Source organism: Agrobacterium sp. A3-95, assembly GCF_053521785.1.
Genome location: NZ_JBNWDR010000001.1, coordinates 1,063,441 through 1,082,294 on the forward strand (window position 1 = coordinate 1,063,441; position 18,854 = coordinate 1,082,294).

Here is an 18,854-nt window from a genome sequence, read left to right on the forward strand (position 1 = left end):
CATAAACATACCATGCGATATATATCCCACTATCGAAATCGCGCGATTGCGCCGACCAGATGCCAGACGGATTGATGAATGGGTTTTTCCCGGGACGAATCGGCGATCTATCTCGCCGCAAAAATGGCGAGGGAATTCACCATGGCGCTCCAGAAGAGAGCCGCCGCGCTGGGGTTTTCTCCTGGACAATTCCCCATCCTCATCGAACTGTGGCATGAGGAGGGACTGACGCAACGGCAATTGCTGGATAGAATCGACGTGGAGCAGGCGACGCTTGCCAATACGCTGTCCCGCATGGAGCGCGACGGGCTGATCGTGCGCAAATCCCACCCAAGCGACCGCCGCGCGCAGATCATCGAACTGACCCAGCGCGGCAGGGATCTCGAGGCGAACGCCATTGCCGCTTCCGAAGCCACGGAAGATACGCTGCTGGCGGATTTCCGCCGTTTCGAAAAGCAGCTTCTGCTGGAATATATGCGCCGGGCGATCGACCGCGCCAAAAAAGCGAAATAGCATTTACAACTCGAACGCTTTCTTTGCTCCTGGCTTCTATCGCCTGCAGCCTCCAAGGTTTTGTTTCCGCGCAGTTTAGGACGGAAAACCACTTCGCACTTTTCCTGAACTGCTCTATCGTTCCGGCGGCTGCGCGCTTGCCGATTCAACGACACGTCAGCCCCTTGTTCCCACGCGATGCGCGATACCAGGATGTTTCGTCCATCGCCGGGTTGCGACAGACATGACAGGATCAGCGATGACAGACGTTTCCCCCATTCTTTCCACGGCCGACGACAACCTCACCTCCAGCCTCGAGCGATTGTTCGAACTGGTGCGCATCCCGTCCATTTCCACGGACCCCGCCTACAAGGCGGAGTGCCGCAAGGCGGCGGAATGGCTGGTCAGAACGCTTGAATCACTCGGCTTTGCGGCTTCCGTTCGCGATACGGCCGGTCATCCAATGGTGGTGGCGCATCACGACGCCGCGACAAAAGACGCGCCGCATGTGCTTTTCTACGGCCATTACGACGTGCAGCCGGTCGATCCGCTCAATCTCTGGGAAAACGATCCGTTCGAACCGGCCGTGAAAGATATCGGCGGCGGCCGGCAGGTGATCACCGGGCGTGGAACGGCTGACGACAAGGGTCAGCTGATGACCTTCGTGGAAGCCTGCCGGGCCTATAAGGCAGTCAATGGCAGTCTGCCCGTGCGCGTCACCATTCTTTTCGAGGGCGAGGAAGAATCCGGTTCGCCCTCGCTGAAGCCGTTCCTCGACGCCAATGCCGATGAGCTGAAAGCCGATTATGCACTGGTATGCGATACCAGCATGTGGGACCGCGATACGCCCGCCATCGCCGCCGCCCTTCGCGGCCTGGTCGGCGAGGAAATCACAATCACGGCGGCCGACCGCGACCTGCATTCGGGCCTTTTCGGTGGTGCGGCCGCAAATCCCATTCACATCCTGACCGATATTCTCGCCGGCCTGCATGACGAGACCGGCCGCGTAACACTTGCCGGCTTCTATGACGGCGTGGAAGAAACCCCCGCCAACATCAAGGCTTCCTGGGAAACGTTGGGCCGCACCGCAGAAGCCTTCCTCGGGGAAGTCGGCCTTTCGATTCCATCGGGCGAAAAGGGCCGCTCCGTGCTAGAGCAGACCTGGGCTCGTCCAACGGCGGAAGTCAACGGCATCATCGGTGGCTATACCGGCGACGGCTTCAAGACGGTTATCGCCGCAAAAGCCTCTGCTAAAGTGTCCTTCCGTCTCGTCGGAGAGCAAGACCCGAAAGCGGTCCGCGAGAGCTTCCGGAACTATGTCCGCTCCAAAATGCCAGCCGATTGCTCGGTGGAATTTCACGAGCATGGTGCATCGCCGGCTATCCAGCTTTCCTATGATTCGCCAGTGCTGACGAAGGCGAAAAACGCGCTTTCGGAAGAGTGGCCCAAACCTGCCGTCGTGATCGGCATGGGGGGCTCGATCCCCATCGTCGGCGATTTCCAGAAGATGCTGGGCATGGATTCGCTGCTCGTCGGTTTCGGCCTTACCGATGACCGCATTCATTCGCCGAATGAAAAATATGACCTGCAGTCGTTCCACAAGGGCATCCGCTCCTGGATCCGCATTCTAGACGCCCTGGCCGCGAAGTAGTCAAAAAGAAAGGAGGCGCCGGTTACCCGATGCCTCCCCTTCTCTTATATTTTGGTGGTTCAAAACAAAAAGGCCGGGCAAGCCCGACCTTTCCATCCGTTTTTCGTCAGTGCCAGTACATCCGTGGTCAAAGCGTTCAAACGGTCCGATGCTCCAGAGCGCGCCAACAACGTCGACGCTGCTTTTCACGATCAGGATCGGCTGCTTTGGTTAATCTTTGGTTAACGCAACAACAGCGGCACTTTAAAAGCACCAGCCTGACAATTCCGTGCGGAGCACTGTTGAACCCTATATTGGTATGCACTCCAGCTTTTTCAAGAGCGGCCGGACCCGGTGCAGCTTCCAAAGGAAAAAGGCCGGAGAAATCCGGCCTTTCATATTCATGCGAATGCCCCGTTCAGGCCAAGCCGCTTATCAGGAAGCGACGAGCTCGCCTGCAGACATCTTGCCCGAGCGACGGTCCTGCGTCAGCTCGTAAGAGAGCTTCTGACCGTCGTTGAGGGAGGTCATACCAGCGCGCTCAACGGCGGAGATGTGAACGAATACGTCCTGCGAACCGTCGTCAGGCTGAATGAAGCCGTAGCCCTTGGTTGCGTTGAACCACTTTACTGTACCAGTCGCCATAACGATTTCCTTCCGTTGGCAAATTGTATTTGCACTGCGCGCAGTGCGGTCTTGGGTCGAATTTGAAGGAAAGATCGTCGTGTGCACCTAAAAAAGGCGCCGAAGCTCTGGTCGTCAAACAAATATCGATGCGCGAACACCTAGGTTGGAAGGGCCTGAAAGTCAAGTTTCTTTGAAAAAGCCCGGCGATTTTTGTGAAGCGTCGGCAAATGAAAGTCGCGGGAAACAAGGCCTTAAACAGCAAAAACCCGGCGCGGGAGGAGGTGCGCCGGGTTCTTGAAACTGACTGACAATTGGGAGGAGGAGTATTGTCAGTCCAATCGGGCGACGCTGGGAGGAGGAGTGCGTCGCTTCGATGATTTGAAGATACAGGATTTCCGCTCAAAAAACAGACGTTTCATCGCAGCGCAGCATTGCATAAAATGCATAGCTATTTCGCGACATCTTGAAGCCTCTTGGCATACCGCCTAATAAATACGCATGACCATCGAATCCGTCAGAGCCTTTTTTACCGAGAATTCCCCCGAAGTGACCGTTATCGAAACGGAAACGAGTTCGGCGACAGTCGCTTTGGCTGCCGAAGCGCACGGCGTCGATCCCGACCAGATTGCCAAAACGATCTGCCTGAAGGCGGGCGACACAATTCTTCTCGTCGTTGCCGCCGGCACGAAGCGGCTAGACAATCGTAAATTCCGCGATCATTTCGGCGCCAAGCCGCGCATGCTGGGGGCGGAAGAAGTCGTTGCGGTGACCAGCCATCCCATCGGTGGCGTGTGTCCTTTCGGATTGCCTTCTCCCCTTCCGGTGTTTTGCGACATATCCCTGAAAAACTATCCCGAGGTGGTTCCGGCAGCGGGTGCCACCAATGCGGCGGTAAGGATTTCGCCTGACATGATGGCGCGACTGACGGGAGCGGAATGGGTCGACGTCTGCCAATGACGCCGATTTGATCCGGCAAGGACTTAACCCCGCCTTAAATTGCCGCATTTAAACTCTTCATCCTGGATTAAGGATCGCGCAGGCATAGAGGCTTGAAGTGCGAACGGTTTCGCGAATATAAGGAGCGACTTCGGCTGGATGGCAGGCAAGGGTAAATCACGCGATCGGGTAGAGCCTTCCTTCGGGGATTTCCACGAATCCGGTGACGATCTGCGTCTTGATGCCAGCGAGCGCATTGGCGGAACCGCAAAGCAGCCCGCCAGAAAACCGAAGTCCACATCCGGCCGCGCCAAACCGCAAAAAAAGGAAAAGCGCACACGCAGTTCCGACGGTGGCGCAACAGGCTTTATCCGGTCCCTCGTTTACTGGTGCATCGTGCTCGGCATCTGGGGCGGTATCGGCGTTGCCGGTCTTGTCCTTTATTACGGCGCGCGCATGCCGAGTGCCAGCAGCTGGACCATTCCCGAACGCCCTCCGAATGTGAAGATCGTTTCGGTGAACGGCGGCGTGCTTGCCAATCGCGGCACCACGGGTGGCGAGGCTCTCGCGCTTGAAGACATGTCGCCCTACCTTCCACAAGCGGTCATGGCGATCGAAGACCGGCGGTTCTATTCCCATTTCGGTGTGGATCCGCTCGGCCTGGCCCGCGCCATCGTGACCAATGTGATGACGGGACGAACAGTGCAGGGCGGCTCGACGCTGACGCAGCAGCTGGCAAAAAACCTGTTCCTCTCACAGGACCGGACGCTGGAGCGCAAGGTACAGGAAGTGCTGCTGGCCTTCTGGCTGGAGCATAAATACACCAAGGACCAGATCCTCGCGATGTATCTCAACCGCGTTTATTTCGGTTCCAACGCCTTTGGCGTCGAAGCCGCTTCCAGACGCTACTTCAACAAATCCGCGCGCGACGTCAATCTTGGCGAGGCGGCAACGCTTGCCGGACTTCTCAAGGCCCCCTCGCGCCTTTCACCGGCGCGCGACCCGCAGGCAGCGGAGGAGCGGGCGCAGGTCGTTCTAAGATCCATGCGCGATGTCGGGTTCATCACCGATGACGAGATCAAGACCGCGATGTCGCAGCCGCCGACCAAGGCCAAACGTTTCTGGTCCGGTGCCGAACATTACGCTGCCGATATGGTGATGGAGGAAGTTCGTGGCCTGATTGGCGACGTCAAGCAGGACATCGTCGTCGATACGACCATCGACCCCAATCTTGAACGCGACGCAGAAAAAGCACTGACCCATGTTCTCCAGGGTGATGGTAAAAAGCAGGGCGCTTCGCAAGCGGCTCTCGTTTCCATCGATGGCACAGGCGCAATCCGGGCCGTGGTCGGCGGGGCGGATTATGCCGAAAGCCAGTTCAACCGGGCCGCCAAGGCGAAACGGCAACCCGGATCGGCGTTCAAACCCTTCGTATACGTCGCCGCGCTCGAATCGGGTCTGACCCCCAGTACCATTCGCAATGACGGGCCGGTCCGCATCGGAAACTGGACACCGGAAAATTACGAGAAGAAATATCGTGGCGAAGTGACGCTTGCCACTGCGCTTGCCAATTCTCTGAACACGATCGCCGCGCAGCTGGTGATGGAAGTCGGTCCTGAGCGGGTGACGCAGGTGGCGCATCGCATGGGTATCGAATCGGAGCTTCAGAACAACGCCTCCATCGCACTCGGCACCTCGGAAGTGTCACTGATGGAGCTGACCGCCTCCTACGCTCCCTTCATGAATGGCGGCTACAAGGCGACGCCGCATATCGTTAAACGCATCTCCGATGCCGACGGCAAGGTGCTTTATGAAAACAGATACGACAACCCGCCGCGCGTGCTGAGCGAGGAGATCGCCGCGACGATGAACGGCATGTTGTCGCGCGTCATCACCGAAGGAACAGGGAAAGCCGCTCGCCTTCAGGGTTGGCAGGCAGCGGGAAAATCAGGCACGACACAGTCTTTCCGCGACGCGCTGTTTGTCGGCTACACAAGCAACCTGACAACGGGCGTCTGGTTCGGCAATGACGACGGCACATCGATGAAAAAGGTCACCGGCGGTGGCTTGCCTGCGAAGGCCTGGAAAGATTTCATGACCGCCGCCCATTCCGGGCTCTCGCCTTCGCCACTCTTCGGTCTCGGCGCAGGCGGCGTGCCGCCGCTTGGGGAAATACAGCAACCGGCGTCCGAGAGCGCGCCCTCGTCCATCGGCGACATCATTTCCAATGCTCTCGGCGGCGGCGGAACGACAAACACCCGAGCCTATCCCGAAGCGCCCGTCTCGCCAAACGCTGGTCAGCCGGGCGTCCCCATGCCGCCTGGAAACATCCCTTCCCGCGATATCGAACCCGGCTATTCAGCCGACAATGGACCTGTGCCGCCAGCCGATATCGGCGGCCGGGCGCCGGCAACTTCCGGGCCGAAGCAGACGACCCTTCTTGATATTCTGATGGGAAATTAATTGCATTTTGGATAATCGGCTCGCCGGTTACCCGGCAAGCGATGGGCAGGCAACGATCCTGTCGCCTTTCCCGCAAATACTCAATTTTCCAAAGACTTGATTACACCGAATGGGCAACCAACGCAGCCAAGAGCGGAGACCGTGCTTGTGTTTGCAACATATGCGTGCATCCACGTTAACCGTAGATTGCTATTTGCGCAAAAACGATTACATTTCGGATGACTTTTTACGGTAAATGAATTATTAATCGTTCATATAAATTAATTTTCTTGTTTCAAAATAACTTTTCAGGGCTTCATATTATGCTGGGTACTAAAAGCTCATCGCATGCCGTGTTTTACGGCGCCCCTTATCCTGCGGCTGTCACTTTCGACGCGGCGGAAACACAACCTTCCATTTCAGAAACCAACACATCGGTGTTCCTGCGCAGCCAGTTTGTGCTCAAGAGAACGATCGACATTGCAGGGGCGTCCATCGCCCTTGTCGCACTCGCGCCCGTATTGCTGACCGTCGCGGCGCTGGTCAAACTCGACAGCAAAGGGCCGGTCCTGTTCTCACAAGTCCGTTGGGGCATGAACGGGCGAAAGATCAGGGTCTATAAATTTCGCTCGATGCGGACCGAACTGGGCGATGCCACCGGCGTGGCGCAAACGGTAAAGAACGATCCGAGGATAACCCGGATCGGCGCCGTGCTTCGCCGCACAAATGTCGACGAACTGCCACAACTCATCAACGTCTTGAAAGGCGACATGTCGCTGGTGGGTCCGCGCTGCCATGCGATCGGCATGCTGGCCGCCGGCCGTCTTTATGAGGAACTTGTTCCCCACTACCACCTGCGGCACCGGATGCGGCCAGGCATTACCGGTCTTGCCCAGATGCGGGGTTTGCGCGGCCCGACGGATCGCAGTGACAAGGCGCGTGCCCGCATCGTGTCCGATCTTTATTACGTCGACAATTTTTCCGTCTGGCTGGATATCAAGATCATGATCGGAACGGTCATTTCCGAATTGCGCGGCGGCAAGGGTTTCTGATCTTTCAGAAATCAGACAGATAGAATCAAAAAAGCCCGGCAGCGATGCCGGGCTTTTCTCATGAAATCACCATATTCCGTCAGTTTATCGGCACGGGAGCCGCAGCCGGGTCCGGCAGCGGCGCCGGGTTTGCCGACAGCGTGCGCAGATAAGCGATGAGATCGGCGCGTTCCGTCTCCTTCTTCACACCCGCAAAGCCCATGGCCGTGCCGGGAACGTGTTTCTTGGGAGCTTCGATGAAGTAGCTGAGATGATCGTAATCCCAGTGCACGGAACCGCCCTTGGAGAAATCCTTCATTGCTGCGGAGTAGCTGAAACCCGCATGGCTGGCGATCGGCCGGTTGACGATATCGAAGAGATTGGGGCCGACCTTGTTTGCACCACCACTCTCTCCGGTATGACAGCTCGTACACTTCTTGAAGACCGCCTCACCCTTGGCAGCATCCGCGCTGGCGAGCAATTTCGCAATCGGAGTTGCCGCTGCAGCGGGTTCGCCTGCAGCCTCGCCGCCGCTCGCTTCCGCGACGATGGCGTAACCTTCCTTTTCCGGGGTGGGCGCATGAAAAATGCCCTCAGACGCAATTGACACCGACATCAGAACGAAAACCGTGCCCAGCAACGCCCCAACGCCCATATTTACATAAGAATTCATCTATATGCGCTCCCTCGCATCCGCTCCATATAACCGGGCATCTTGAAATTATTCAAAAGCTATGGCTTTTGCACAGCCTGCGCAACTTGAATAATATTCCCCACTCCGTGACGTTTTGACACTTTTCGGTTGGGATTTGAAGGGTGTCGGATGAAGAATCGGGAATTCGAGAAAGCTGTCGTCCTTATACCGGCGCGGATGGCATCGACACGGCTTCCGGGCAAGCCTCTCGCGGATATTGGCGGCAAACCGATGATTGTGCAGGTTGCACTCAGGGCGCGTGAAGCTGGCGCGACGCGCATCGTCGTTGCAGTCGATGACGAACAGGTATTTTCAGCCGTTAAAAATGCCGGTTTCGACGTAATGATGACGCGAGATGATCACCAATCCGGTTCGGACCGCATTTTCGAGGCGCTGCAGAAGGCCGACCCCTATGGCAACGCCGAATATGTCATCAATGTTCAGGGCGACCTTCCGACCATCGAAGCGGAAACGATCCGCGCCTCGTTGCGCCCGTTGGAAAATGCCGCCGTCGACATTGCCACGCTGACGGTGGAGATCACCGACGAGGAAGAAAAGACCAATCCGAACGTGGTGAAAGTGGTTGGCAGCCCGCTTTCCGAGACGCGATTGCGCGCGCTTTATTTTACCCGCGCGACTGCGCCCTATGGCGACGGACCGCTTTATCATCACATCGGCCTTTATACCTATCGCCGCGCCGCCCTTGAAACGTTCGTGAGGCTTCAGCCTTCGCCACTCGAGAAGCGCGAAAGGCTGGAACAATTGCGCGCGCTGGAAGCGGGCATGCGTATTGATGCCGAAATCGTTCACTCCGTGCCGCTTGGCGTTGATACGCCGCACGATCTCGAAAAAGCCCGCACTATTCTCGCAAACCGAACCCTCTGATGGATAATTCCATGACCTTGAGCACAAACCGCATTGCCTTTCAGGGCGAATTTGGCGCGAATTCCGACATGGCATGCCGCGACATGTTCCCGGATATGGAGCCTTTGCCGTGCCCGACATTCGAGGATGCTTTCAACGCCGTCGAAAACGGCGAAGCCGATCTCGGCATGATCCCGATCGAGAACACGCTGGCCGGTCGCGTTGCCGATATCCATCATCTTCTGCCGGAATCACGCCTTCACATCATCGGTGAATATTTCATGCCGATCCGCTTCCAGCTGATGGTTATACCGGGCGTGAAGAAAGACGAGATCCGCACCGTTCACAGCCACATCCACGCGCTTGGCCAGTGCCGCAAGATCATCCGTTCCAACGGCTGGAAGCCCGTCGTTGCCGGCGATACGGCCGGAGCGGCGAGACTGGTTTCTGAAAAGGGTGATCGCAGCATGGCAGCGCTTGCACCGCGTCTTGCCGCCGGTCTCTACGGCCTTGATATCATGGCTGAAAATGTCGAGGATTCAGAAAACAACATCACCCGTTTCGTAATTCTTTCGCGCGATGAGAACTGGGCCAAACGCCAGTCCCAAGGCGAAGCACCAGATGAAACCATCGTCACGACCTTCGTGTTCAATGTCCGCAACATTCCGGCGGCACTTTATAAGGCAATGGGCGGTTTCGCGACGAATGGCATCAACATGACGAAGCTGGAAAGCTACCAGCTCGGCGGAAGGTTCGTGGCAACGCAGTTCTATGCCGATATCGAAGGCCATCCGGATGACGAGCCGGTGCGGCACGCGCTGGACGAGCTGCGCTTCTTTTCCGAGAAGGTCCGAATTCTCGGCGTCTACAAGGGTCATGCGATGCGCGGCAAGCTCAACCAGAGCTGAGCCTGCCGCAAATCTTCATTTCGTCCATTCCACCCAGTCGCGCATCAGCCGGTGCGCGATGGCACCGCCCGGAGGCGCGGAAAAGCCCTCGCCCGCAGCAGCCTCCAGCATCGTGGCAACCTCCGCCCGCGTGAACCAGCGGCAATCCTCCAGCTCGATCTCATCGCGGGAAATATCGAACGAGAGAGCCTCGGCATAACAGCCGATCATCAGCGTGTGCGGCATCGGCCAGGGCTGGGAAGCGTGATAGCGCACGCGGCCGATTTCGACGCCGGATTCTTCATGCGTCTCGCGGCGCACGGCCTGCTCGATCGTTTCGCCCGGCTCCACGAAACCGGCGAGGCAGGAATACATGCCCGGCGCAAAATGCGCGCCGCGTCCGAGCAGGCAAAGATCGCGCTCGATATCGATCGTCATCATGATGACAACGGGATCGGTTCGGGGAAAAATGGTGTGATTGCAGGCGGCGCAGATGCGCTTGTAGCCGCCGATACGCAATTCCATCGTGCCGCCGCACCGTCCGCAGAAGCGGTTGTCGGCATTCCAGTGCGTAAGGCTGACGGCCTGGGCGACCTCGCTCAACAATTCCTCATCGAGAAGATGATCGCGATAAAGGGTGCGGGCATCGGCCAGCTTGTAGTGGCTCGCGAGCGTGTCTTCCGTGACGGCCACCGGCACCGCAATTCTCGGTTCGCCAGTTTCGCGGTATCCAAGCAGAACGGCATTGTCGAAATCCGGCTGCAATTCCGCCAGCTCATAGGCGGAAAACAGGGGATCTATGACCTGTTCGTCATGTTTCAGGACAAGCCGGTTGCCGGAGAAGGCAAAAATATGGGTGCCATCGACTTTCAGCGCATCGGCAACGCAGTCTTCCGTCCGCTTTTCGGCGAATCGGTTGAGGGCGTTCTTGGAAAAGGCTGTCAGCAGGCTTGCTTCGGGATGGGGAGCAGTGGTTTCGAAAATAGTCATTGATATCATCAGAGCGCGCCGGATATTTTTTTCATCAAGGATTCCTTTTCGCCCGGGCCATAGGGCACTGGCGTCCCGTGACCCCAGATTGGGCCGGGCCAGCAGGTGTCGCCTTCGTTGCGGGCGATAATATGGACGTGAAGTTGCCGGACGATATTGCCCAGCGCGCCGACATTGATCTTGGTGGCCCCGGTAACGTCCTTCAGCGCGGAGGCGACGAGATTGGTCTCGAACGTCAGCACGGCCTGATCGAGCGGAGTAAGATCGAACAGCTCGCTGGCGCCGCCTCTCTGTGGCACCAGCACCAGCCAGGGCCAGCGGCTGTCGTTCTGCAAACGCAGCTCGCATAGTCCCAAACGCATTACAAGCGCACTGTCGCGCGCCAGCCTGTCGTCCAGCCGGAATGTCTCCAAGGCGTCCTCCATGTTTGTTTTCATTGTGATAGCAGTTTTTTGAAGGCTTGGCTTGCATTTGCTTTCGATATTGCCGATATGTGGCCCCGGGAGGTTGGTGGTGGACGAGCCACTCGCCAACCGGGTCAGGTCCGGAAGGAAGCAGCCCTAACGAGCCAGGCACGGGTCGCCGTGCCAGCCTCCCACCCTTTTTAAATTCCGCTCAGCTTTCGCCGGGCCGGTTCAGCCTGAAAGCGGCCCCTGCGTATCGGCATGATGTGCAGACTTTAGAGGAATAGAGCGTGCCTGATGCGTCCAATGGGACGCACGGCGCTCTAGGACAAACTGGCAAAATAAACTGGCGAGGCGATGAGCGACACCTTACCCACCACATCAAGCGAATCCCAGGGCGGGACCGGCTACCGGGTACTGGCACGCAAATATCGTCCGAAGGATTTTTCCGATCTGATGGTCGGCCAGGAGCCGATGGTCCGCACGCTGACGAATGCGTTCGAGACCGGCCGCATCGCGCAGGCCTATATGCTGACCGGCGTTCGCGGTGTGGGCAAGACGACCACCGCGCGTATTCTTGCACGCGCGCTGAACTACAAGACCGACACCATCGACAAACCGACCATCGACCTGCGTATCCCCGGCGAACATTGTCAGGCGATCATGGAAGGCCGTCATGTCGACGTGATCGAGATGGACGCCGCCTCCCATACCGGTATTGACGACATTCGCGAGATCATCGAGCAGGTGCGTTACCGCCCGGTTTCGGCGCGCTATAAAGTCTATATCATCGACGAAGTGCACATGCTCTCGACGCAGGCCTTCAACGGTCTTCTGAAGACGTTGGAAGAGCCGCCGGAGCATGTGAAATTCATCTTCGCAACCACTGAAATCCGCAAGGTTCCGATCACCGTGCTGTCGCGGTGCCAGCGCTTCGACCTGCGCCGCATCAGCGCCGCCGATCTCGTCGGCCTGTTCACTGCCATTGCCGGCAAGGAAGGTTTCGAGGCCGAACCGCAGGCGCTCTCAATGATTGCCCGCGCGGCTGAGGGTTCCGCCCGTGACGGTCTTTCCCTGCTCGATCAGGCGATCGCCCATGGCGGCGGACGCGTGGAAGCCGAGGCGGTGCGCGGCATGCTGGGTCTTGCCGACCGGGCGCGCATCGTCGATCTTTTCCAGCACATCATCAAAGGCGATGTCGCGGCGGCACTTTCTGAATTCAATGGTCAATACGAGGCAGGCGCCAACCCCGTCGTCGTGCTGAACGACCTTGCCGATTTCACTCACCTCGTCACCCGCATGAAATATGTGCCGGATGCGGCGGAAGATCCCTCGCTGTCCGAGATCGAACGCGTGCGTGGCGCGGAATTTGCCGAGACAATCGCCGTGACTGCGCTGTCGCGTATCTGGCAGATGCTGCTCAAGGGTATTCCGGAAACTGAAAATGCCTCACGTCCTGCGGGTGCGGCCGAAATGGTGTTGATCCGCCTTTCGCACGCCGCCAATCTTCCGGCACCGGAAGACGCGGCGCGACGCCTGCTCGAACTTTCCAACAGCGATGGCGGCTATTCCAATGGCGCGCCTTCGGGTGGCGGCAATGGCGGCGGCACTCGCGCCTATTCCTCAGGGCAGACAGTGGCCGCAGGAAGACCTGTGGAGCTTTCCGCCCAGAGGCCGGCAAGCTCGCAGCCTTCGACCATGCTGCGCGCCGTGCCTGACAGCCGCCCGCAGGAAATGCAGGTCGCGGCACCGAAAACCGAAGAACGGCCGGAGCCGAAGGTTCCCGTCAACTCTCTTCAGGACATTGCCGACCTGTGCCAGAAAAATCGCGATCCCGTCATGCGGGCGAAGGTTCGCAACTTCGTACGGCTGGTGCGGCTGGAGCCGGGCCGGCTCGACATGCGCCTCGGCGATGGCGCACCCGGATCGCTCCCCGGCGAGCTTGGTGTGAAGCTGAAAGAGTGGACCGGTATCCACTGGATCGTCAGCCTTAGCAAGGAACAGGGTCAGCCGACGCTGGTTGAAGCCGAGGGGAGTGCGCGCGACGCCCGCCTCGTGGATGCGAGGCAGGACCCTGACGTTGCAGCCATTCTTCAACAGTTTCCAGGTGCAAAAATCACCGACGTGCGCATTCGCGTCACCCAGCAGGACGAGCCGGACGAGATCGCCCCGCCGCCTTCGGTTGCCGAATCGAGCGAGGGCGACATCCTTCCCGGCGACGACATCGAATTTTAATACATAACAAAAACAGGAGTTTGGCACATGCGCGACATCATGGGCATGATGGGCAAGGTCAAGGAAATGCAGGCCAAGATGGAAAAGATGCAGGCGGATATCGCCGCGCTTGAAGTCGAAGGCAAGTCCGGTGGCGGTCTCGTCACCGTGAAGCTGAATGGCAAGGGCAGCCTGCTGGGCCTGAAGATCGATCCGTCTCTCTTCAAGGAAGACGACGTCGAAATTCTCGAAGACCTGATCGTCGCCGCCCACAATGACGCCAAGGAGCGCGCCGAGGCCATCACCGCTGAAAAGACCAAGGAAATCACGGCTGGCCTGCCGATCCCGCCCGGCATGAAGCTGCCGTTCTGATATTATTACGAATTCAGACTTCCAGCATGGCGCGGAACCGGCTCGCAAGCGGGGTGCCGAGATATGCGGCACGTTCGTCCCTGGTAAGCTGCATGGGGCGGAAGCGCTGGAGAATGACCGGTATGGGCAGCTTCGTTCCCTGATAGGGTTCGAAAGCGATGCCTTCGCCGGCGCTGAGCATTCCACCTTTCAGAACCCGGCAATAAAAGCCCGGCTGACCCGCCTGCCGAAAACGCGGCGCGAAGCCGGGATCGCCGAGCCGGGCTGACAGGGTGGCGCAGGGAATGCGGGCGGCGGTCACTTCCAGCACCACTTCCTCGGCTGAAAACCTGTCGCCGACATGCAGTTTTGCACTATCGACACCTTCCAGAACCAGATTTTCCCCAAAAAATCCGGGCTCAACCACAAAACCCAGCGTACGCGACCAGAAATCGAGATCGGCAGAGCCCATGGCGTAGATCGCCTGATCCGGCCCGCCGTGATGTTTACGATTGCAGACAGCGTCGCTGACGATGCCTTGCGCATCCACCATCACCGCGCCCTGCACGGCATGTTTGAAAATACCCGTCTTTGCCGTCTTTCCCGGCAAGGCCTTCGCCTCGCCCCGGCACACTGCCCGTATTTTCATGGACTGCCCTTCGCGCTTCATGATTCCCGTTTCCCGATTTATGCAGTAGAAAGCGCTCATGGCAAAACGAGTCACCGGTCCCGAAATCGAAAAACTGATCCAGCTGCTTGCAAAAGTACCGGGGCTTGGGCCTCGCTCGGCGCGGCGGGCGGCGCTGCATCTCATCAAGAAGAAGGAACAGCTTCTTGGACCGCTGGGCCACGCGATGGGTGAAGCCTATGACAAGGTGAAGATCTGCTCGTGCTGCGGCAATGTCGATACCATCGATCCCTGCACTGTCTGCGCCGATGATAGACGTGACCAGTCGGTCATCATCGTGGTGGAAGACGTGTCGGATCTGTGGGCGCTGGAGCGAGCAGGCGCCATGAATACCGCCTATCATGTGCTTGGTGGCACGCTGTCGCCGCTCGATGGCGTCGGGCCGGAAGATCTGAACATCAAGGGACTGATCGATCGCGTCAGCGCCGGCGGTATTCGCGAGCTCATCATCGCCGTCAATGCGACGGTGGAGGGACAGGCAACAGCCCATTACATCACCGACCGCCTGGCCGATCTCGGCATCAAGATCACCCGGCTTGCGCATGGCGTGCCTGTTGGCGGCGAGCTGGACTATCTCGACGAGGGCACATTGACGGCGGCGCTGCGCGCTCGCACAACGATCTGACGCCTTCTTTCCCTGTCCGTCACTCGAAGAGGAGACCGAATGCGAAACCGATTTGATTCTTTGTTTTGGCGCATTTCCAGACGGAAAACCGGCCTCCACATTTCCTGGAAAAGCCTCAAGGCATTGGCCGCCATTCTTTCCGTTTTTTCAGCAACGGACGCTCTGGCGCAATCCGCGCCGACAGGTGCCGCTGCTGCCCGGTACGATGCCGATTTCAATGCATGGCTGAAAAAGGAAATCTGGCCGGAAGCGCGCAAGGCGGGAATTTCGCAAAAGACGCTGGAGGCTGCGCTGAGCGGCCTTTCCATCAACTGGAGTCTGCCTGATCTCGTCATCCCCGGCCAGAAGCCGCCGAAGGAACAGAGCCAGAGCCAGGCCGAATTTTCATCGCCCGGCGCTTATTTCTCCGAAAAACGATTGCAGGGGCTTGCCGCCACCGGCCGCTCTCTGGCCGCGACGCATGCCGCCACCCTTCGCCGGATCGAAGCCAAATATGGCGTGCCCGGCGATGTCGTCGTGGCGATCTGGGGCCGCGAATCCGGTTTCGGCCGTGCGAAACTGCCGCATTCGGTTGTCGATGTGCTGGCGACGAAAGCCTATATGTCGACCCGCAAGGAGATGTTCCGCACCGAGCTGATCGATGCGCTGAAGATCGTCGAAAGCGGCGATATTGCGGCCTCGCGCATGATGGGGTCCTGGGCAGGCGCGCTCGGTCAGCCGCAATTCATGCCGTCGAGCTATCTCAAATATGCCGTTGATTTCGATGGCGACGGCCACCGCGATATCTGGAACTCCGTGCCGGACGCATTGGCATCCATAGCGAACTATCTTTCGCAGCGCGGCTGGCAGAGGGATCGCGACTGGGGCTTCGAAGTGTCTATACCCGGCAACGTCTCCTGCGCCCAGGAAGGCCCGGATCTTGCCCGGCCGGTGAGTGCGTGGGCGAAGATGGGGATCACCCGCATTTCCGGAAAGGCCTTTCCATCCAATGACCTCTCCGCCGACGGCATGATGCTTGTGCCAGCCGGGCGGCACGGGCCGGAATTCGTGGTGACGCCGAATTTCTACGTCATCAAGGAATACAATAATTCCGATCTCTACGCGCTGTTCATCGGCAATCTCGCCGACCGCATCTCCCATGGGGCGGGGCCGTTCAAGGGCGAATGGGGCAATGTCGGATCGATGTTGCGCTCCGACGTTCTTGCCATGCAGAAGGCACTCGTCGCCAAGGGTTATGATGTCGGCAAAGCGGACGGGCTGGCCGGCTTCAAGACACGCCGGTCACTGGGCGACTGGCAGGCGAAAAACGGTCTGTCACCAACCTGCTTTCCCGATGCTACGCTGAAAGCGAAGCTGAAATAGCAGCTTACTGGCGACGTGTGAAAACCTCTCCTCCGTCATGCGCGGGCTTGTCCCGAGCATGACATCGCCACTACTTAGCCCTATCGTCTCTCAATGCTGGTCCGTATGCGGCTTGTGGAAGATGTCATCTGTCGGCGGAATGGTTTGCCGCTCGATCATCCGGTGCACGCGGGGCCGTGTCTTGCCGCGATGAAGGGCCAGTAGCCGGTCCCAGGCTTCCGCATCCGCCTGGGTGCGGCGGTGGTTGTGGCGGACATATTCCACCCATGTCAGTACATGGTAGCTTTCCGTCCAGATATCAGGATTTTCCAGATCACGCATCAGGTTCCAGTTGCGCGCGCCATCGCGCAGACGGATGCGGCGACGCTCAGCCATCAAAGGCAGGAATTCGCCGAGATCCTCGTCATGAATTTCATAGTCTATAAGAATGGCAATCGGCCCGCTGCGCGGCTTGATATCGAGCCTTAGCGGCGGTTCGACGAAACGGTTGAGCGGATCGAGGTTGAGTGAAGCAAAAGCGGGCATGGCGAGTTTGAGGCCGACGACGACGCCCAGCAGCATCAGCACGCACGAACCGAGAAGCGAATAGGAAATACCGTAATCTTCCGCCAGCTCGCCCCACAGCCAACTGCCGACGGCGATGCCGCCGAAGGTCAGCGTCTGGTAAAGCGACAGCGCCCGGCCCACCACCCAGCGCGGGGCAGAAAGCTGGACGATGGTATTGAACAGGGAAAGCGCCAGAACCCAGCAGGCACCGGCAATAGTCAAAACAAGCGAGGTTACGATCGCGTTCGTGCTGACCGCCGTCACGCCGGAACTGAAGGCGAAGCCCAAAAAGGCGACACGTACGATCCATTCGCTGGACAGAACCTCGCGAAGTCTGGCGCTGACGAGCGCGCCGCCGATAGCGCCGACACCGAACGCACCCAGCATGACGCCGTAGGTCAGCGGGCCACCCTCGACCAGATCGCGGGCAACGATCGGCATCAGCGCCAGGATGGCGCTGGCGGAAAGGCCGAAGAGAAAGCCACGCACCAGAACCTTGCCGATATTCGGCGACATCGCCACATAACGCATCCCGGCCGATATGGCGGCAAGAAGCTGCTCGCGCGGCAAGGTCGAGGCATATTTGGGCGGCTGCCAGCGAACCAGCGCGTAGATGAGGGCAAAATAGCTGAGCGCGTTCACGAAAAACGCGGCCGCGGCGCCGGCGGCAGCGACGATGATGCCGCCGATGGCAGGACCGACGCTGCGGGTGATATTAAACCCGACGCTATTCAGTGTCACGGCGGCGGGCAGATCCTCACGCGGCACCATTTCGCCGACGGACGCCTGCCAGGACGGATTGTTGAGCGCCGTGCCACAGCCGATCATGAAGGTGAAGAAGAGCAGCAACCACGGAGTGAGCCAGCCGGACCAGGCAAAAACCGTCAGCAGCACGGAAGCCGTCAGCATCAGGATCTGAGCGGAAATCATGATGCGGCGGCGGTCGAAACTATCGGCCAGTGCGCCTGAAATCAGCGAAAACATCATGATCGGCAGCGAGGTGGAGGCCTGTACCAGCGCTATCATGTTTTCGGAACTCGACAGCGAGGTCATCATCCACGCGGCGCCAACCGCCTGGATCAGACCGCCGAAATTCGAGGCAAGGCTCGCGATCCAGATTCGTCTGTAAGTCAAATGCCTTAAAGGCGCGAGTGGCGATTTACGGTCAGGCACGATCAGTCCACTTGATGCAACTGCGATTTGTCAAACGGCAACTATAGACAGTGCCGGAAATCATGCCACCCTTTCCGACACGGTGAAGGTGAAAATGTGGCCGCAGCCGTGACTGACGCGCCCTGCCCGCGAAAACCTTGCAATCCTGCCCTGATGGGTCTATATGACCTTTGAAATTCTTGATCGCTTGATGAAGAGTGGGGCCGCAAGGCTCCGCTCTTTTTCGTTAGGCGAACCGGAAACCACGGGCTGAGCGCCCGGTGAAAATCTAAAGACCGGAAGGCCAGATGGCAGACACCGTACATGAACCGCGACTGATAACCGAAACGGGAATCGACCAGCGCATCGCCGAAATCATCGAGCCTGTTTTGACGGGCATGGGATATCTTCTGGTGCGCGTGCGGCTCTCCAACCAGAACGGCATGACCCTGCAGGTGATGGCCGAGCGGGAAGACGGCACCATGACCGTCGAGGGCTGCGAAGCCGTGTCAATGGCGATTTCACCGGTTCTTGATGTGGAAGATCCGGTCGATAAGGCGTATCATCTCGAAGTTTCCTCGCCCGGCATTGACCGGCCGATGGTTCGCAAGTCGGATTTCACCCGTTGGCAGGGCCATCTGGTGAAGGCCGAAACCTCCATTCTGGTCGAAAACCGCAAGCGGTTTCGCGGCAAGATCGTCGAGGTGGATGCGGACGGCTTCAAGCTGGAACGCGACCAGATCGCCTATGGCGACGAACCGACAGTCACCATTCCGTTCAGCGCGCTTTCCGACGCGAAGCTCATTCTGACGGACGACCTTATTCGTGATGCGCTGCGGGCAGACAAGGCGGCAAAGGCCGCCGCCGCAAACCAGAACGACGAAAACGAAGCAGACGAAGACTAATTCCAACGTAAAAG

General features: G+C 58.6%; 18 protein-coding genes and 1 other RNA gene. 13 read left to right on the top strand and 6 right to left on the bottom strand.

All coding sequences use genetic code 11. The features are described from left to right. The first annotated feature begins 78 nt into the window (after positions 1-78). Both ACQZ5Y_RS05300 and ACQZ5Y_RS05305 read left to right on the top strand, forming a co-directional pair. On the top strand, positions 79-513 hold the full coding sequence (locus tag ACQZ5Y_RS05300) for a MarR family winged helix-turn-helix transcriptional regulator (RefSeq protein WP_003514340.1): 435 nt from the start codon (positions 79-81) through the stop codon (positions 511-513). A gap of 238 nt (positions 514-751) precedes the next feature. Next, positions 752-2,143: a dipeptidase gene (locus ACQZ5Y_RS05305; RefSeq protein ID WP_174049101.1), complete on the top strand. Its 1,392-nt coding sequence runs from the start codon at positions 752-754 to the stop codon at positions 2,141-2,143. Positions 2,144-2,557: 414 nt separating this feature from the next. Here the strand turns inward: ACQZ5Y_RS05305 and ACQZ5Y_RS05310 are convergent, their stop codons facing one another. Next, positions 2,558-2,767 carry a cold-shock protein gene (locus tag ACQZ5Y_RS05310; RefSeq protein ID WP_003514335.1) on the bottom strand — a complete coding sequence of 70 codons (210 nt, stop codon included), beginning with the start codon at positions 2,765-2,767 and terminating at the stop codon, positions 2,558-2,560. A 480-nt stretch (positions 2,768-3,247) separates the two neighbouring features. Between ACQZ5Y_RS05310 and ACQZ5Y_RS05315 the strand changes: the two genes are divergently transcribed. The 3 genes from ACQZ5Y_RS05315 (at position 3,248) to ACQZ5Y_RS05325 (ending at position 7,179) form a co-directional block, all read left to right on the top strand. After that, positions 3,248-3,706: a YbaK/EbsC family protein gene (locus ACQZ5Y_RS05315; protein WP_038489357.1), complete on the top strand. Its 459-nt coding sequence runs from the start codon at positions 3,248-3,250 to the stop codon at positions 3,704-3,706. 138 nt (positions 3,707-3,844) lie between these two features. Continuing rightward, the gene (locus tag ACQZ5Y_RS05320; RefSeq protein WP_174049100.1) at positions 3,845-6,148 is read left to right on the top strand and encodes a transglycosylase domain-containing protein; all 2,304 of its coding nucleotides are present in this window, start codon (positions 3,845-3,847) and stop codon (positions 6,146-6,148) included. A gap of 302 nt (positions 6,149-6,450) precedes the next feature. Next, entirely contained in the window at positions 6,451-7,179 is a 729-nt protein-coding gene (locus ACQZ5Y_RS05325) for a sugar transferase (protein ID WP_003514330.1), read from the top strand. A gap of 79 nt (positions 7,180-7,258) precedes the next feature. Here the strand turns inward: ACQZ5Y_RS05325 and ACQZ5Y_RS05330 are convergent, their stop codons facing one another. Next, entirely contained in the window at positions 7,259-7,831 is a 573-nt protein-coding gene (locus tag ACQZ5Y_RS05330; protein WP_003514328.1) for a c-type cytochrome, read from the bottom strand. Between the two features lie 150 nt (positions 7,832-7,981). On the opposite strand from ACQZ5Y_RS05330, the gene ACQZ5Y_RS05335 reads away from it, so the two are divergent. Both ACQZ5Y_RS05335 and ACQZ5Y_RS05340 read left to right on the top strand, forming a co-directional pair. Next, a complete protein-coding gene (locus ACQZ5Y_RS05335) occupies positions 7,982-8,737 on the top strand; it encodes a 3-deoxy-manno-octulosonate cytidylyltransferase (RefSeq protein ID WP_003514327.1) in 756 nt (251 codons plus the stop codon). A gap of 11 nt (positions 8,738-8,748) precedes the next feature. Then, a complete protein-coding gene (locus tag ACQZ5Y_RS05340) occupies positions 8,749-9,624 on the top strand; it encodes a prephenate dehydratase (RefSeq protein ID WP_025592029.1) in 876 nt (291 codons plus the stop codon). 15 nt (positions 9,625-9,639) lie between these two features. Here the strand turns inward: ACQZ5Y_RS05340 and nudC are convergent, their stop codons facing one another. Next, positions 9,640-10,602, bottom strand: coding sequence for an NAD(+) diphosphatase (nudC, locus tag ACQZ5Y_RS05345; RefSeq protein ID WP_003514323.1), 963 nt, complete (start codon positions 10,600-10,602; stop codon positions 9,640-9,642). Then, entirely contained in the window at positions 10,602-11,030 is a 429-nt protein-coding gene (locus ACQZ5Y_RS05350; RefSeq protein WP_161986907.1) for an HIT domain-containing protein, read from the bottom strand. Before ACQZ5Y_RS05350 ends, nudC begins: the two co-directional genes overlap by 1 nt. Before the next feature lie 65 nt (positions 11,031-11,095). Here ACQZ5Y_RS05350 and ffs point away from each other — a divergent pair. The 3 genes from ffs to ACQZ5Y_RS05365 all read left to right on the top strand — a co-directional run bounded on the left by ffs (position 11,096) and on the right by ACQZ5Y_RS05365 (position 13,583). Next, positions 11,096-11,192: signal recognition particle sRNA small type (gene ffs, locus ACQZ5Y_RS05355), an RNA gene on the top strand. A 162-nt stretch (positions 11,193-11,354) separates the two neighbouring features. Further along, on the top strand, positions 11,355-13,232 hold the full coding sequence (locus ACQZ5Y_RS05360; protein ID WP_111795096.1) for a DNA polymerase III subunit gamma/tau: 1,878 nt from the start codon (positions 11,355-11,357) through the stop codon (positions 13,230-13,232). A 27-nt stretch (positions 13,233-13,259) separates the two neighbouring features. Beyond that, entirely contained in the window at positions 13,260-13,583 is a 324-nt protein-coding gene (locus ACQZ5Y_RS05365) for a YbaB/EbfC family nucleoid-associated protein (protein WP_003514318.1), read from the top strand. A 13-nt stretch (positions 13,584-13,596) separates the two neighbouring features. Here the strand turns inward: ACQZ5Y_RS05365 and ACQZ5Y_RS05370 are convergent, their stop codons facing one another. Further along, positions 13,597-14,232: an MOSC domain-containing protein gene (locus ACQZ5Y_RS05370; protein WP_162714127.1), complete on the bottom strand. Its 636-nt coding sequence runs from the start codon at positions 14,230-14,232 to the stop codon at positions 13,597-13,599. Between the two features lie 37 nt (positions 14,233-14,269). Here ACQZ5Y_RS05370 and recR point away from each other — a divergent pair, with 37 nt between their 5' ends. Together recR and ACQZ5Y_RS05380 are read left to right on the top strand one after the other, a co-directional pair. Beyond that, on the top strand, positions 14,270-14,875 hold the full coding sequence (recR, locus tag ACQZ5Y_RS05375) for a recombination mediator RecR (protein WP_003514308.1): 606 nt from the start codon (positions 14,270-14,272) through the stop codon (positions 14,873-14,875). Positions 14,876-14,998: 123 nt separating this feature from the next. Next, on the top strand, positions 14,999-16,237 hold the full coding sequence (locus ACQZ5Y_RS05380; RefSeq protein ID WP_370647620.1) for a lytic murein transglycosylase: 1,239 nt from the start codon (positions 14,999-15,001) through the stop codon (positions 16,235-16,237). A 90-nt stretch (positions 16,238-16,327) separates the two neighbouring features. On the opposite strand, the gene ACQZ5Y_RS05385 is transcribed toward ACQZ5Y_RS05380, so the two are convergent. Beyond that, a complete protein-coding gene (locus ACQZ5Y_RS05385; RefSeq protein ID WP_076843882.1) occupies positions 16,328-17,956 on the bottom strand; it encodes an MFS transporter in 1,629 nt (542 codons plus the stop codon). Between the two features lie 287 nt (positions 17,957-18,243). On the opposite strand from ACQZ5Y_RS05385, the gene rimP reads away from it, so the two are divergent. Beyond that, positions 18,244-18,840 carry a ribosome maturation factor RimP gene (gene rimP / locus ACQZ5Y_RS05390; RefSeq protein ID WP_003514299.1) on the top strand — a complete coding sequence of 199 codons (597 nt, stop codon included), beginning with the start codon at positions 18,244-18,246 and terminating at the stop codon, positions 18,838-18,840. The last annotated feature ends 14 nt before the right edge of the window (positions 18,841-18,854 follow it).

Coding starts and splice junctions, on each gene's coding strand:
- ACQZ5Y_RS05360 (WP_111795096.1), top strand. CDS start 11,355: ATGAGCGACACCTTACCCACCACATCAAGCGAATCCCAGGGCGGGACC.
- recR (WP_003514308.1), top strand. CDS start 14,270: ATGGCAAAACGAGTCACCGGTCCCGAAATCGAAAAACTGATCCAGCTG.
- rimP (WP_003514299.1), top strand. CDS start 18,244: ATGGCAGACACCGTACATGAACCGCGACTGATAACCGAAACGGGAATC.
- ACQZ5Y_RS05305 (WP_174049101.1), top strand. CDS start 752: ATGACAGACGTTTCCCCCATTCTTTCCACGGCCGACGACAACCTCACC.
- nudC (WP_003514323.1), bottom strand. CDS start 10,602: ATGATATCAATGACTATTTTCGAAACCACTGCTCCCCATCCCGAAGCA.
- ACQZ5Y_RS05320 (WP_174049100.1), top strand. CDS start 3,845: ATGGCAGGCAAGGGTAAATCACGCGATCGGGTAGAGCCTTCCTTCGGG.
- ACQZ5Y_RS05340 (WP_025592029.1), top strand. CDS start 8,749: ATGACCTTGAGCACAAACCGCATTGCCTTTCAGGGCGAATTTGGCGCG.
- ACQZ5Y_RS05370 (WP_162714127.1), bottom strand. CDS start 14,232: ATGAAGCGCGAAGGGCAGTCCATGAAAATACGGGCAGTGTGCCGGGGC.
- ACQZ5Y_RS05330 (WP_003514328.1), bottom strand. CDS start 7,831: ATGAATTCTTATGTAAATATGGGCGTTGGGGCGTTGCTGGGCACGGTT.
- ACQZ5Y_RS05350 (WP_161986907.1), bottom strand. CDS start 11,030: ATGAAAACAAACATGGAGGACGCCTTGGAGACATTCCGGCTGGACGAC.
- ACQZ5Y_RS05325 (WP_003514330.1), top strand. CDS start 6,451: ATGCTGGGTACTAAAAGCTCATCGCATGCCGTGTTTTACGGCGCCCCT.
- ACQZ5Y_RS05365 (WP_003514318.1), top strand. CDS start 13,260: ATGCGCGACATCATGGGCATGATGGGCAAGGTCAAGGAAATGCAGGCC.
- ACQZ5Y_RS05310 (WP_003514335.1), bottom strand. CDS start 2,767: ATGGCGACTGGTACAGTAAAGTGGTTCAACGCAACCAAGGGCTACGGC.
- ACQZ5Y_RS05300 (WP_003514340.1), top strand. CDS start 79: ATGGGTTTTTCCCGGGACGAATCGGCGATCTATCTCGCCGCAAAAATG.
- ACQZ5Y_RS05315 (WP_038489357.1), top strand. CDS start 3,248: ATGACCATCGAATCCGTCAGAGCCTTTTTTACCGAGAATTCCCCCGAA.
- ACQZ5Y_RS05335 (WP_003514327.1), top strand. CDS start 7,982: ATGAAGAATCGGGAATTCGAGAAAGCTGTCGTCCTTATACCGGCGCGG.